Here is a 13,299-nt window from a genome sequence, read left to right as displayed (position 1 = left end):
TTTCCATTGCAAGACAGGAAATATTTAACCTTTTTTTGGAAGATATTTCATTACAATTATCCGACAGGTAAGGTAAGATATAGAAAACAAAGAGAGATACGAAATAACGTAAGGAGGGTGAAAAACTTGGAAAAGTTGAAACAAAATCCAATCGTGAAAAAGCTCGGCTTGAACAGAATCCTGTTGATCTGTATTCTGATTCTTATGTTCGTAGTTTTCAAAGTAGTTCTGGGAAGTAAATTCCCAGTGAGCGACAGTATAAAATCTACTTTAAACTATGTATACTTCCTGGGCTTTCTGTCACTTGGAGTAACATTTGTAATTGCCACTGGAGGAATCGATTTCTCCATTGGACCGGTAATGTTCTGTTGTGCACTGATCTCAGGTTACTGCATGAATTCCTATGGCGTGCCATGTGCGGCAGCAATGGTGATCTGTGTACTGATCGGACTTGCATTTGGTATCTTTAATGGCTGGATGGTATCTTACATGTCAGTTCCGCCATTTATTATTTCCATGGCATCTATGAATATTGCAAAAGGTATCGCATCTGTATTTACAAAGACTCAGTCAGTCAGCTGGCCACAGAGCAGTGATCCGGTAAATGGATGGTTCAGAAATATCATTTCCTATAAAGGTTTCCCTGTAGGACTTGTGATTTTCCTTATAGCAGCAGTAATCTGCGGAATCATTCTGTATAACACAAAACCGGGACGTTACATTCTCTGCCTTGGTTCTAACAGCGAAGCAGTAAGACTCAGCGGTGTTAATACAAGAAAATGGCAGATGCTTGCATATGTCATCTGTGGTGTGTTAGTTGGAATCGGAGCAATTTTCTTTGTTGGTGCTTATACAACTGTTCAGCCTGGATACGGCGATCAGTATAACAACGAAGCAATTGCAGGTTGCGTAATGGGTGGTACATCCATGGTTGGTGGACTTGCTTCCATCGGCGGTACAGTAATCGGTGTGTTTATCATTTCTCTTCTTCAGCAGGGAATCATGGCATTTGGCCTTGGTAAAGGACAGCAGATGATCATCACAGGTCTTATTGTTATCGTAGCAGTTTATGTCGATGTTTCTGCAAGACGTAGAAAGAACTGATCGGAAGGGAGGATGTAACAATGGGTGAAGTTATTTTAACTATGAAGGACATTGATAAGTCCTTTCCTGGAGTTCATGCTCTGGATCACGTTAATTTTGAAGTGAAACGCGGCGAAGTACATGCTCTTATGGGAGAAAACGGTGCCGGAAAGTCCACACTGATGAAAGTTCTTACCGGTATTTATCAGAAGGATTCAGGAACTATTACATATAAAGGACAGGAAACTGAATTCCATAATACAAAAGAAGCACAGGAAGCTGGTGTCGTAATCGTTCACCAGGAGCTGAACATGGTAGGTGACCTTACCGTTGCTCAGAATATCTTTATCGGACGTGAGCCAAAGAAAGGCTTCCGTATCGATGACAAAAAAATGATCGAAGATTCCAAGAAGCTTTTCCAGGATCTGAACATTGAAATCGATCCAAGAGAAAAGATGAACAATCTTACTGTTGGTAAACAGCAGATGTGTGAGATCGCAAAAGCGATTTCTCATAAAGCTGAAGTTATCATCTTCGATGAGCCGTCAGCAGCGCTGACAGAGAAAGAAATCGCAGACTTATTTGAGATCATCCGTGATCTTCGTAAAAAAGGTCTTGGAATCGTTTATATCTCTCACCGTATGGATGAGATCAAAGTTATCACAGACAGAGTAACTGTCATGCGAGATGGTGGTTATGTAGGAACACTGATCACAGCAGAGAGTACAAAAGAAGACATCATCAACATGATGGTTGGACGTGTTATTTATGAAGATCCTAAGCAGCACAGTATGGTTGCACCGGATGCACCAGTCGTTCTTAAAGTAGAACATCTGAATGCAGGTAAAATGGTACAGGATGTAAGCTTTGAACTTCGTAAAGGTGAGATCCTTGGATTCTCCGGACTGATGGGCGCCGGACGTACTGAGACAGCCAGAGCACTGTTTGGAGCAGATCCGAAACAGAGTGGAAAGATCTCTGTTATGGGAAAAGACGGAAAGCTTCAGGAAGTGACAATCAACAGTCCACAGGATGCAGTTAAATATGGTATCGGTTATCTGTCAGAGGACAGAAGAAGATATGGAGTTGTAGTACAGAAATCTGTAACAGAGAATACTACACTCGCAACAATGGAAGAGTATACAAGCGGACTTATGATCAACAAAGGCAAAGAGAAAAAGGTTACAGAGAAGTATATCAATGAACTTGCAACCAAGACTCCAAGCCCGGATCAGTTAGTTGTAAACCTTTCCGGTGGTAACCAGCAGAAAGTCGTAATCGCAAAATGGCTGACAAGAGACAGCGACATCCTGATCTTCGATGAGCCGACAAGGGGTATCGATGTTGGTGCCAAGAACGAAATCTACAAGTTAATGAACAGGCTGGCAGCAGAAGGTAAATCAATTATCATGATTTCTTCTGAAATGACAGAAGTTCTCCGAATGAGTGACCGTATTATCGTTATGTGTGAAGGTAAGATAACAGGAAACATTGATATTTCCGAAGCTACTCAGGAACACATCATGAATCAGGCAACACGGAATATCGATTAAGGAGGAAAGTCATGACTAAGAAGAAAAAAAGTATTTTAAGTGATCAGAGATTTATTGTATTACTGGTTATTATTGTACTGTTTGCAATCTTCTCCTTTAAGAGTAAAGAGTTCAGACAGTATACCACGATTCTGAGTATGCTGGATTTCTCATATTATGATCTTCTGATGGCAATTGGTGTTACATTCCCGATTATCACCGGTGGTGTAGACCTTTCAATCGGAACTGGTATGGTATGTTATGCACTGATCGCAGGATCTTTGGTAAGAAATAATAATCTCCCGGTTGCACTTGCAATGTTAGTTTGCATTGTACTTGGAATTATTGTAGGAGCAGCAAATGGTGTACTGATCGGTATTATGAATTTGCCTCCATTCCTTGCAACCCTTTGTACCTGTATGATAACCCGAGGCGCCGGATCCTTATGCAGTGCGACTCCGTGGCCGGGACTTACACAGGACGGTGGATGGTTCCACTCAATTTTTAAACTTACAATTGGAACCGGAAGAAGCGCTTCCCGTTACCCGATCGGTTTCTTATGGATGATTATCCTGGTTCTGGTAATGGAATATGTTCTGAATCATACAAAATTCGGACGTTACACAATTGCAATCGGTTCTAACAAAGAAGCAGCAGCTCTTTCAGGAATCAACGTTAAATTCTACCATGTTATGGTATATGTAGTATGCGGACTTTTCACAGGTCTTGCAGCTATCGCATACGCAGCAGTTACACCAACTGTACAGCCTGGTACCGGTGCCGGACTTGAAATGGATGCCATCGGTGGTGTATTCGTAGGTGGTGTTGCGGCAACAGGCGGTTATGGATCAGTAATCGGTACATTAGCAGGTATCTTCGTTATCATGCTTCTGAAGACCGGTCTTCCATATATCGGACTTCAGGCAAACTGGCAGCAGATCATTACCGGTGCGGTTCTGATCATCGCAGTTCTGATCGATATCATGAAAGAAAAGAAAGCAGCAACAAAATAATAGGAAAACAGAAAAAAAACAGTAACTAAATAAGATATGAAACTTACGGAAGGCTTCCAGGGGATGTTCGGCGACAGTATTGTCATAAGGTGTATTTTGGGGGAAGGCCGGGAACGAAAGACGGAAGCTTCCGGAGTATCATCATAAAAAAACTATATTAATGTATATTAAAAGGAGGAAGTTTTAAATGAAAGCAAAAAAAGTGATCGCATTAGTTATGTGTGCAGCAATGGTAGCAGGAATGTCCGCATCAAGCGTTATGGCAGCTGATATGCCAGAACAGTTCAAAAATCTGAAAGCTAACGAAGCTTATGATTTCCCGATGATGGTTAAATCTTTCCAGTCTACATACTGGGATGCAGCTCAGGAAGGTATGAAGAAAGCTTCTGAAGAACTTGGTGTTACTTATAAAGCACAGGGACCAAACAGTGAATCTGATATCGCTGACCAGGTTAACATGATCAACACAGCAATCGCTTCTAATCCGGCTGGTTTAGGACTTGCAGCATGCGATACATCTTCTGTTCTCGATGCACTTCAGGAGTGCGCTGACAAAGGAATCCCGGTAGTAACATTTGATACAGGTGTTGCTGACGCTCCGGAAGGATCTGTAGTTTGCGAAGTTTGTACAGATAATACACAGGCTGGTTCTGTAGCTGCTGAGCATATGTATGAATCCATCAAAGATGTTGTAGCTAACGCTGACGGACAGGTTATCATCGGTGAAGTTAACCAGGATGCAACTGCTCAGAACATTCAGCAGCGTGGTTTAGGATTTATCAACAAGATGATCGAACTTGTACAGGCTGATGGTAAGACTGTAGCTGTAAAAGGTAACGAATTCTATGTAAACGCAGCAGAAGGCGCTGATGCAGAAGAAGCTGACGCAGACGTTGTTATCCAGATCGCAGTTCCTGCACAGACAACTGTAGAGCTCTGCTCAACAGAAGCACAGGCAATCCTTTCTCAGGAAAACTGCATCGCTATCTTCGGTTCCAACCAGGTATCCGCAGAAGGTGTTCTTGCAGCTAACGCAAACCTGAACGTTCTTGGATCTGATGCAGCAAACGGCGATGTTATCGGTGTTGGTTTCGACGCTGGTTCTATCATCAAAGCAGCAGTTCAGGATGGAACATTCGTAGGTGCTGTTACACAGTCTCCTCTGATGATGGGCTACTATGCAATCTACGCTCTGACAGCAGCAGCTAACGGACAGGAACTTGAAGATGTTCCTACAGAAGGTTACTGGTATGATTCCACAAACATGGAAGACGAAGAGATCGCTCCTAACCTTTATGACTAATCGATAAGTAAATAAATATCGAGAGGAAATGAATCCTTAGAATTAAGTAAAATACAGACGCCGCACTGCCGTATGGCAAGTGCGGCATTGTTGTTCAATGAAGCATATCTGATGCCGCTTTTTTGCAAATAAGGACACTTTTTTAGACAAACAAGGTTCTTACCCCCAGAGTCGAGATGGGATAGAATAAAGTCATCAGATATGAAGATCGTATGAATTCATATATTGAGGAGGTTTTACAAATGGCAACATATTATTTAGCAGTAGATATCGGAGCGTCCAGCGGACGTCACATTCTTGGACATATGGAAAACGGAAAGATGATCCTCGAGGAGATTTACCGTTTTGAAAACGGAATGGTAAAAAAAGACGGAGAGCTTTGCTGGGAATTTGACCGTCTTTTTAAAGAGGTTGTAAACGGTCTGAAGAAATGTAAAGAAATCGGAAAGATCCCGGTAAGCATGGGCGTAGATACCTGGGGCGTAGATTTCGTACTTCTGGACAAGGATGACAAAGTTCTTGGAAATACAGTAGGTTATCGTGATCACCGTACAGAGGGAATGGACGAAGAAGTTTATAAGACAATTTCCCTGAAAGATCTTTATGCAAGAACCGGTATCCAGAAAGCAATCTTTAATACAGTTTATCAGCTGATGGCAGTGAAGAAGAAATATCCGGAGTATCTGGAACAGGCAGAGACACTGCTTCACGTACCGGATTATTTCCACTTTCTTCTCACGGGAGAGAAGACTTGCGAATACACAGAAGCAACAACCGGACAGCTTGTATCTCCGACTACAAAAGAATGGGATTATGAGCTGATCGATATGCTCGGTTATCCTAAGAAAATATTCCAGAAACTGATCATGCCTGGTACAAGTATCGGACATCTGACAGAACAGATTAAAGAAGAAGTAGGATTTGACCTTGAAGTGGTCGCACCTGCAACACATGATACAGGATCCGCAGTACTGGCAGTTCCTGCAAATGACGACGATTTCATTTACATCAGTTCCGGAACATGGTCACTGATGGGAATTGAGAGAAAAGAAGCAGATTGCTCTGAGAAGAGCTGCGAGATGAACTTCACAAATGAGGGCGGATATGCAGGACGTTTCCGCTATCTGAAGAATATCATGGGACTCTGGATGATCCAGTCTGTACGTCATGAATTTAATGATGCATACAACTTCGCGCAAATCTGTGAGATGGCAGAAGAAGCGAAGGACTTCCCGTCAAGAGTAGACGCAAACGATGAGTGCTTCCTTTCTCCTGACAATATGACAGAAGAAGTAAAGGATTACTGCCGCAGAACCGGACAGAAGGTTCCGGAGACACTGGGAGAAATCGCAACTGTTATCTATACCAGTCTTGCAGAATGCTATGCAAAGACAGCCAAAGAGCTGGAAGAAATGACCGGCAGAACATACAGCCGTATCCATATCGTAGGCGGTGGTTCCAATGCAGGATATCTCAATGAGCTGACCGCAAAGGCAACAAAGAAAGAAATCCATGCAGGTCCTGGTGAGGCAACTGCGATTGGAAATATCACCGCGCAGATGCTCAAGGCAGAAGAATTTGAGACAATCGAAGAGGCTCGTACAACCATTCATGAGTCCTTTGGAATAAAAATTTATAAAGAATAAGATAATTGCTGATTCTCCGTCAGGTTATTTCATACATTGTTATCGCAGAAAACATGCTGTAAAAAAGAATGTAAAGGGTAATAACTATTGAGAAATCAGCAACAAAAATAACTGGGAGGTTTTATACTATGTTAGTTAACACAAAAGCAAGAGTTGGTGTATTTTCCATCGCATTAGGTGCATATCTTCCACAGTTCCCGTCATTAGTACCGGAATTTGAATCACAGTATGCAGCATTTAAGAAAACAATTCCGGACACTGTCGAGATCATTGATGGTGGTATGGTAACAACCAAAGAGCAGGCAATGGAAGCAGGAGACAAGTTCCGTGCAGCAGATGTTGACCTCGTATTTCTTCAGATGCTGACTTATGCAACATCCTACAATATGCTTCCGGCAGTACGTGACCTGGATGTTCCGGTAGTACTGGTAAATGTACAGAAGCTCAAAGCACTGGATTATGACCATACAGATATTGCTTCCTGGCTGGGTGAAGGTTATGCCTGCGGTGCAGTAGGCGAAGCTGTTGCCGATCTGGAGAGAGCCGGAAAGAGACACGCAGTGATCACTGGTGTTGCTGAAGGTGGAGATCCTGGAGTCCAGGCTGAGATTGAAGACTGGTGTAAAGCTGCTCAGGTCAGAAGAAGATTCCGTGATACAAATATCGCACAGATCGGAAGACCATATCCGGGTATGATGGATCTCTATATTGATGAGACAAACCTGTACAACAGATTGTTCCTTTACACAAAACAGTTCGACTGGGAGAAAATGTGGGCAATTGCTGATGATGTTACAGACGAAGATGCGATCCGTGCAAAAGCTCAGTAAATTCTGGATACCTTTGATATTGAAGGTGGCGGAACAATCGAGAAAGTATGGGATATGGCAAAATATGTAGTTGCATTTGAAAAATGGGTAAAAGAAGAGCATCTCGGACTTATTGCTTCTCATTACGATGGTTTTGCGCAGGGCAAAGCTGGCGTCCTTGACAGTATGCTGATCCCGGCATTTTCCATGCTGATCAAACAGGGTACAGCCTGCGCGGTAGAAGGCGATATGAAAGTTGCCATGGCAATGAGTATCTTAAAGACAATCTCCGGAACAGGACAGCTTTCAGAGATGTACTCTATTGACTTCAATGATGACATCTGCATTATCGGTCATTCCGGAAGTGGTGATGCTGATATTTCCGATAAGAAACCAACTATGAAGATCGTGAAAGTATTCCATGGCAAGACAGGCGGCGGGTATCTGACACAGTTCTATCCATACACAGGACCGGTTACTTATCTGGCTATCACACAGGATGCAGACGGACACTTTAAGTTTGTAGCAGCAGAAGGTGTAAATGAAGAAGGTAAGATTCTTTCCTTTGGTGATACAAACATGAGAACACGTTTCAGCTGCGGCGCAAGAGAGTTTGTAAACCGCTGGAGCGAAGCAGGCCCGACACACCATATGGCAGCTGCTACAGGAAGACATATTGATACAATCCTTAAAGTTGCCAAAATCTTCAACGTGCCGGTAGAAATTGTTACAAGATAAAAATCCAAATCACATATTCAAAATAAAAAGGAATCCTGAGAGAAATTTCAGGATTCCTTTTTTGCGGGGATTCTAATCTGTACTTCAGTTCCCTGACCGGGAGTGCTGGTATAGGTCAGCCCATACTTCTGTCCATACAGAATCTGCAGCCTGCGATGAGTATTATAGATAGCAATATTCGTACCGCCAGAACTGCTCTGTCCCGCTCCTTTGTGCCAAGATAAAAAGGTGGACAGAACAGTTCTGTCACATGACTCCCTTGAAAAATTTCATACCAGTAAGTTCCTCTTGCCGAAGACATGGGAAGAAAGGTATTCCGGGTATTTTCGCTGACAAACAGACTGTTCTGGGAAGCCGGAGTCTGAAGATAGATCCGTATGGCGTTGACTGGATTTTTATCAGCAATCTCATTTACCTTTTTTCGGAAATCTTCGGCATCCTGTGTGTGCGTCAGCTCCCCGAGGGGAGTGCTGACCGGATTATGAAAAATGGTCTTAAAAAAAGCAAGAGATGCCAGTTCCTCATAGGCATCCGTTACCCGAATGACGGTCTCTTCAATGAGAGGTGCCGTTTTAGAAGAAATCTCCTGTTCCTTTCGTATCGTGTTGGAAACTACCATATCGTAAAGCTGACTGTAAAAGAAAACAGCTACCAGTATGGCAGGAATTACAACAATCAGAGTCAGGGCAAGGGTGAATTTTGACTGAAGCTTCAGGTTGCCATACCATTCCTGAAACCGGTGCTTTTTTTTGTATGTCATAGATAGGCTCTCCTTTATCAGTTCAGTTTTTCTCTGTACTCAGAAGGAGAAAGACCGGTATATTTTTTGAAGCTTTTGCCAAAATAATTGCCGTCACTGTAGCCAACCCTGGAAGAAATATCAGCAATCTTATACCTTGGATCCGCCAGAAGATTTTTTGCTTTTTCCATTCTGTATTCGGTCAGATACTGGTTCAGAGTCTGCCCTGTTTCGTTTTTAAAGAACGTGCACACATAAGAGGCAGAAAGGAAAACGTGGGAACTGATATCCTTTACAGAAAGTGTTTCTTTGCTGTAATTTTTACTGATATAATCCTTGATCATAAAAATCGTAGAATTTTCAGGAACAGAAGCTTTCAGATCTTCGAAATAAGTATCTGTCTGTCTGACAAGGGTATGATGAAATTCCTGAAAGGTAAAGCATTTTTCAAGAAAAGCAACAATGCTGTTTGAAGTATAGGAGAGTGCGGAAAGCTGCTGTTGCTTTCTGGCATTTTCCAGTGCAATAAAAAAGTTTATAATAGAGATCCTTTGTCTGATCGGGAAGCACATGAGTATTTTGCTCATATTGTTTCTGGAACTTTTCGAGAAGTTCCTGGCATTTTGTCCGGTTCTGCGAAGAGAGCGCTTCTGAAAACAGAACATCTGCCGAAGTTGGGGCGGTTTCGTAAGATGTGGCTGCCAGACTGTCCATTGACTCCGGAGTCAGACAGGAATTTACCGGAAAGAAAAAGCTGCTTTCCAATAGAATTACTGCGGAAGTATACGCCTGATAAGCGCGTGAGAAACCATTGAAACTTTCGCCGATCGCAATAAAATGTTCCCCATATCCCTGAAATTCTCTGACCAGGAAATCTTCTATTGTATGAGAAAGATTTGAAGAAACCTAGCCATCAGTAAATATAAAATAAACCAGATACTGTAGTTTCTTGGCAACAAAGACACAGTCTGCGTGATAATGAGCCAGGAGCTTGTGGAATTGCTGATAAATATTCTCAGGTGATGGTTCGATAAATTCGGGAACTGCGCGAAGATGGATCACTGCACAGGTGACGTGGGTTCCGGGACCTCAGGGAAGAGAAAGTTCAGCAGCTAGCTTTGTAATTTCGGTGGACGCATCTTTGTGCGGCATAGTCAGAAGATGAGCCAGATGAGAAGCCGTCTCCATAGACTGCAAAGCCTCGCCTCTGTGAGAACGGACTTTCTTCAGATAAAGTTCCCTGGCTTCCAGAACGGCATCGCGGATCTCGGATGGATTTAATGGTTTCTCTATATAGCTGACAGCCTTTAGTTTAATTGCTGCTTTTAAATATTCCTTATCTGAGTATCCGCTCATAAAAATAGGAATGGAATCAGGAAGGATATTCTCAAGTTTCTCAAGCATTGCGATACCGGTCATCCGGGGCATTCTTACGTCGCAGAGGATAATTTCCGGATGGTACTTCTTAGCCATTTCCAGTCCGTTCATTCCATCATCTGCCTGAAGAACCTCTTCGATTCCCAATGCTTTCCAGTCAATAGAGGAGATCACACCGGTACGTGTAAGCTCCTCGTCATCTACGATAAGTAATTTCATTTTCATTCTCCATTGTAATTGTTTGTGTTCCCATAGCTAATGTACCAATAAGTTGAATTTCCGAATAATCGTACGTCTGAATTTCTCATTTCAGGAATTAATTTGTAGATACATAGTAAGAAAAAACTACGACATATTAGATAAAATGTTACACTTCCAACCATCAGTAAATATGCAAAGAGTGGTCTGGCAAATGAAAAAGAAGAGAGAGATCTGGCAAAGAGACTTCTCGAAGAAGTAGATACAAAGGCGGTAGATATTTTCCAACCTGCAAGTTCTCTTTCCGGTGGTAATCAGCAGAAAGTTGTAGTTGCCAAGGCATTAAGCCAGGAAATGAAAGTTGTTATCATGGATGAGCCGACCAAAGGTGTAGACGTTGGTGCAAAAGCTGAAATCTATGCAATCATGGGTGAACTTGCCCAGAAGGGTTATGCAATCATTCTTATTTCCTCTGAAATGCCTGAAATCCTGGGTATGTCTGACAGAATTATTGTAATGTGCAACGGACGCAAGATCGGTGAGCTTACAAAAGAAGAGGCAACACAGGAGAGAATCCTTGAACTGGCAATGGAGAAAAGCCATAATTCAGGAGAGGGGGCAGCGAAATAATGGAAAAGAAATCCGTTTTAAAGAAAATCACAGGCTCTCGTGAGGTGTTGCTGGCAGTCATTCTGATTCTGCTGTGTGCAGTGGTAACAGTAATCAGCCCATCATTCCTGACATGGAAATCTCTGACAGAGCTTTTGAAAAATAATGCAGTAACACTGGTTATGTCACTTGGTATGTTATGTGTTATGTTGGTTGGTGGTATTGATATTTCTATCATGTCAACACTTGCATTGTCCGGTATGGCAATCGGTATGCTTCTGAAATATGAGCATATCTCAAATACATTTGTAGCATTTGTCATCGCGATTGCAATCGGTGCAGCCTGCGGGGCAGTCGTAGGTTTGGTAATCTCCAGAGCAGATGTGCCTCCGATTATTGCAACCATGGGCTTCATGTATGTATTCCGTGCAATAGGATATCTGATTTCCAACGGTGGTGAATGGGCAAGTGCAGCAGCACTTGGAAACTTTAAGAATTTTGCAACAACAAAGTTTCTGGGACTGAACAAAGTTCTCTGGATTATCATTGTGTGCTATGTATTCTTCTTCTGGTTTATGAAATGGACCAGAACAGGACGTAAGATTTACGCAGTAGGAAGTAATGCAAGTGCAGCAGAAGTTTCCGGTATCAATGTAAAAAATATCAAATTACTGGTATATGTGATCATGGGTATTCTTGCAGGTCTTGGCGGGGCACTTCAGGTATCTGTATATGCTTCCGCAATGCCTGATCTTTTTATACCTGATTGATTCTGTACAGTACGTACAGATGCGCGTTCCGAATCAGTATGAAAATATGATTTCCATGACTACACTGGATTATATCGAGCAGAAATATAGAACGACAACCCTTACGGAACTGTGTGAAATCCTCCATCTACCTATGCATGTGTTAAGCAAGATGATCAAGAAAAGTACAGGATTTAATTTCAAAGAACTGCTTCAGAGAAAACGTCTGAATAAGTCAGTGGAATTGATGTGCGATACAGATCTTCCAATCAGTGATATCATCGCAGCTGTGGGATATGAAAATAACAGCTATTTTCACAGGGTATTCAAAGAACGATATCATATGACGCCGCGTGTGTTCAGAGAGAAAAACAGGCAGCAGGAGCTGGTACGTCTGTAGTTGCAGTGATTTTAACCAAATCAAGTAAGTCCCCTGCTTCAATTGCGAAGAGCAATAAGCAGTGGGTGGGGACTTGCTTGTATCAGAAGGGGTACAAGCCCCTTCTGATAAACTGCGAAGCAGTTATTTGGTGTAGAGCCACGTAGCGAAAGCGGATTGCGAATATCCGATTGATAATATAATAGAATACCTGTTTGTTAAATAAATCTGTATACAGATAAAAATGTATCATATGTTTATGAGCAAATGAAGACATATAAAAATCTCAGGATATTTATTAAATTCAGGGGCCATCCCTGACGAAAAATAAAAGTCCTGAGATTTTTTTATAGAAAATATAAATTTGTTGTTTTTACAACATACTTAACTGGCGATATCAGATATACTCTGACCTGTAATCAAGAAAAAACAAACATTCACATATAACTTTTAAAGAATTTTCAGGAGGGAAATATGATTCGAAAAATCATACACATTGATGAAGAACTCTGCAACGGATGCGGATTATGCGCCAGCGCCTGTCAGGAAGGGGCAATCGGTATTGTAGACGGCAAGGCAAAACTGTTAAGAGATGACTACTGCGACGGACTGGGAAACTGCCTGCCGGTATGTCCGACAAATGCAATCTCTTTTATTGAAAGAGAAGCAGCCGCATTTGATGAAGCGGCGGTGAAAGCTAATATGAAAGCGAATTCAGAATTAAGACAGTGGCCGGTACAGATCAAACTGGTGCCTGTAAATGCTCCATATTTTGATGGAGCTCATCTTCTGATCGCAGCAGACTGTACCGCGTATGCTTATGCAAATTTTCATCAGGAATTTATCAGGGGCAAAATCACTTTGATTGGATGTCCGAAACTTGATGAAGGCGATTACAGCGAGAAACTGACAGAGATTATCCGTCAGAATAACATTAAAAGCGTAACTATTGTCAGAATGGAAGTCCCATGCTGCGGCGGACTCGCCAGAGCAGCGGAGACGGCATTAAGAAACAGTGGAAAGTTCATTCCATGGCAGGTAAAAATCATTTCCACAGATGGCCGGATTGTGGATAATATGTAAGAAACCGCAGAGAATAGTAACGTAATATTCGATAGACTAAC

12 protein-coding genes and 1 pseudogene are annotated in these 13,299 nt (G+C 42.2%); 11 read left to right on the top strand and 2 right to left on the bottom strand.

Features of this window, described 5'->3' with window-relative positions:
• Nucleotides 1-126 precede the first annotated feature (126 nt).
• The 7 genes from ACTNC0_RS04330 to ACTNC0_RS04300 all read left to right on the top strand — a co-directional run bounded on the left by ACTNC0_RS04330 (nucleotide 127) and on the right by ACTNC0_RS04300 (nucleotide 8,124).
• Nucleotides 127-1,104 (top strand): ABC transporter permease, encoded by a 978-nt coding sequence (locus ACTNC0_RS04330; protein WP_441086453.1) that lies wholly within the window; start codon nucleotides 127-129, stop codon nucleotides 1,102-1,104.
• A 20-nt stretch (nucleotides 1,105-1,124) separates the two neighbouring features.
• On the top strand, nucleotides 1,125-2,636 hold the full coding sequence (locus tag ACTNC0_RS04325) for a sugar ABC transporter ATP-binding protein (RefSeq protein ID WP_441086452.1): 1,512 nt from the start codon (nucleotides 1,125-1,127) through the stop codon (nucleotides 2,634-2,636).
• 11 nt (nucleotides 2,637-2,647) lie between these two features.
• Nucleotides 2,648-3,628 carry an ABC transporter permease gene (locus ACTNC0_RS04320; RefSeq protein ID WP_441086451.1) on the top strand — a complete coding sequence of 327 codons (981 nt, stop codon included), beginning with the start codon at nucleotides 2,648-2,650 and terminating at the stop codon, nucleotides 3,626-3,628.
• A gap of 187 nt (nucleotides 3,629-3,815) precedes the next feature.
• Nucleotides 3,816-4,931, top strand: coding sequence for a substrate-binding domain-containing protein (locus ACTNC0_RS04315; protein WP_441086450.1), 1,116 nt, complete (start codon nucleotides 3,816-3,818; stop codon nucleotides 4,929-4,931).
• A gap of 242 nt (nucleotides 4,932-5,173) precedes the next feature.
• Nucleotides 5,174-6,577 carry a rhamnulokinase gene (gene rhaB, locus ACTNC0_RS04310; protein ID WP_441086449.1) on the top strand — a complete coding sequence of 468 codons (1,404 nt, stop codon included), beginning with the start codon at nucleotides 5,174-5,176 and terminating at the stop codon, nucleotides 6,575-6,577.
• A gap of 128 nt (nucleotides 6,578-6,705) precedes the next feature.
• On the top strand, nucleotides 6,706-7,407 hold the full coding sequence (locus ACTNC0_RS04305; protein WP_441086448.1) for a hypothetical protein: 702 nt from the start codon (nucleotides 6,706-6,708) through the stop codon (nucleotides 7,405-7,407).
• Nucleotides 7,408-7,461: 54 nt separating this feature from the next.
• Entirely contained in the window at nucleotides 7,462-8,124 is a 663-nt protein-coding gene (locus ACTNC0_RS04300; RefSeq protein ID WP_441086447.1) for a hypothetical protein, read from the top strand.
• A 115-nt stretch (nucleotides 8,125-8,239) separates the two neighbouring features.
• Here ACTNC0_RS04300 and ACTNC0_RS04295 read toward each other — a convergent pair whose 3' ends face one another.
• Nucleotides 8,240-8,884, bottom strand: coding sequence for a hypothetical protein (locus ACTNC0_RS04295; protein ID WP_441086446.1), 645 nt, complete (start codon nucleotides 8,882-8,884; stop codon nucleotides 8,240-8,242).
• A gap of 17 nt (nucleotides 8,885-8,901) precedes the next feature.
• Nucleotides 8,902-10,459 (bottom strand): annotated as a pseudogene (locus ACTNC0_RS04290) (response regulator transcription factor).
• 162 nt (nucleotides 10,460-10,621) lie between these two features.
• Here ACTNC0_RS04290 and ACTNC0_RS04285 point away from each other — a divergent pair.
• The 4 genes from ACTNC0_RS04285 (at nucleotide 10,622) to ACTNC0_RS04270 (ending at nucleotide 13,258) form a co-directional block, all read left to right on the top strand.
• Nucleotides 10,622-11,068: an ATP-binding cassette domain-containing protein gene (locus tag ACTNC0_RS04285; RefSeq protein WP_441086504.1), complete on the top strand. Its 447-nt coding sequence runs from the start codon at nucleotides 10,622-10,624 to the stop codon at nucleotides 11,066-11,068.
• Nucleotides 11,068-11,817, top strand: a complete 750-nt coding sequence (locus ACTNC0_RS04280) for an ABC transporter permease (protein ID WP_441086445.1) — start codon at nucleotides 11,068-11,070, stop codon at nucleotides 11,815-11,817. The genes ACTNC0_RS04285 and ACTNC0_RS04280 overlap by 1 nt, the downstream gene beginning before the upstream one ends.
• Nucleotides 11,818-11,836: 19 nt before the next feature.
• Entirely contained in the window at nucleotides 11,837-12,196 is a 360-nt protein-coding gene (locus tag ACTNC0_RS04275; RefSeq protein WP_441086444.1) for a helix-turn-helix domain-containing protein, read from the top strand.
• Between the two features lie 453 nt (nucleotides 12,197-12,649).
• Nucleotides 12,650-13,258, top strand: a complete 609-nt coding sequence (locus tag ACTNC0_RS04270) for an ATP-binding protein (protein ID WP_441086443.1) — start codon at nucleotides 12,650-12,652, stop codon at nucleotides 13,256-13,258.
• The last annotated feature ends 41 nt before the right edge of the window (nucleotides 13,259-13,299 follow it).

This window comes from Blautia sp. HCP3S3_B11, assembly GCF_052064435.1.
Classification (GTDB): domain Bacteria; phylum Bacillota; class Clostridia; order Lachnospirales; family Lachnospiraceae; genus Blautia_A.
Note: the sequence above shows the minus strand (reverse complement) of the source record. Positions and strands in the feature narration are given on the sequence as shown.

Coding starts and splice junctions, on each gene's coding strand:
- ACTNC0_RS04295 (WP_441086446.1), bottom strand. CDS start 8,884: ATGACATACAAAAAAAAGCACCGGTTTCAGGAATGGTATGGCAACCTG.
- ACTNC0_RS04315 (WP_441086450.1), top strand. CDS start 3,816: ATGAAAGCAAAAAAAGTGATCGCATTAGTTATGTGTGCAGCAATGGTA.
- ACTNC0_RS04275 (WP_441086444.1), top strand. CDS start 11,837: ATGCGCGTTCCGAATCAGTATGAAAATATGATTTCCATGACTACACTG.
- ACTNC0_RS04270 (WP_441086443.1), top strand. CDS start 12,650: ATGATTCGAAAAATCATACACATTGATGAAGAACTCTGCAACGGATGC.
- rhaB (WP_441086449.1), top strand. CDS start 5,174: ATGGCAACATATTATTTAGCAGTAGATATCGGAGCGTCCAGCGGACGT.
- ACTNC0_RS04320 (WP_441086451.1), top strand. CDS start 2,648: ATGACTAAGAAGAAAAAAAGTATTTTAAGTGATCAGAGATTTATTGTA.
- ACTNC0_RS04305 (WP_441086448.1), top strand. CDS start 6,706: ATGTTAGTTAACACAAAAGCAAGAGTTGGTGTATTTTCCATCGCATTA.
- ACTNC0_RS04300 (WP_441086447.1), top strand. CDS start 7,462: ATGGCAAAATATGTAGTTGCATTTGAAAAATGGGTAAAAGAAGAGCAT.
- ACTNC0_RS04325 (WP_441086452.1), top strand. CDS start 1,125: ATGGGTGAAGTTATTTTAACTATGAAGGACATTGATAAGTCCTTTCCT.
- ACTNC0_RS04280 (WP_441086445.1), top strand. CDS start 11,068: ATGGAAAAGAAATCCGTTTTAAAGAAAATCACAGGCTCTCGTGAGGTG.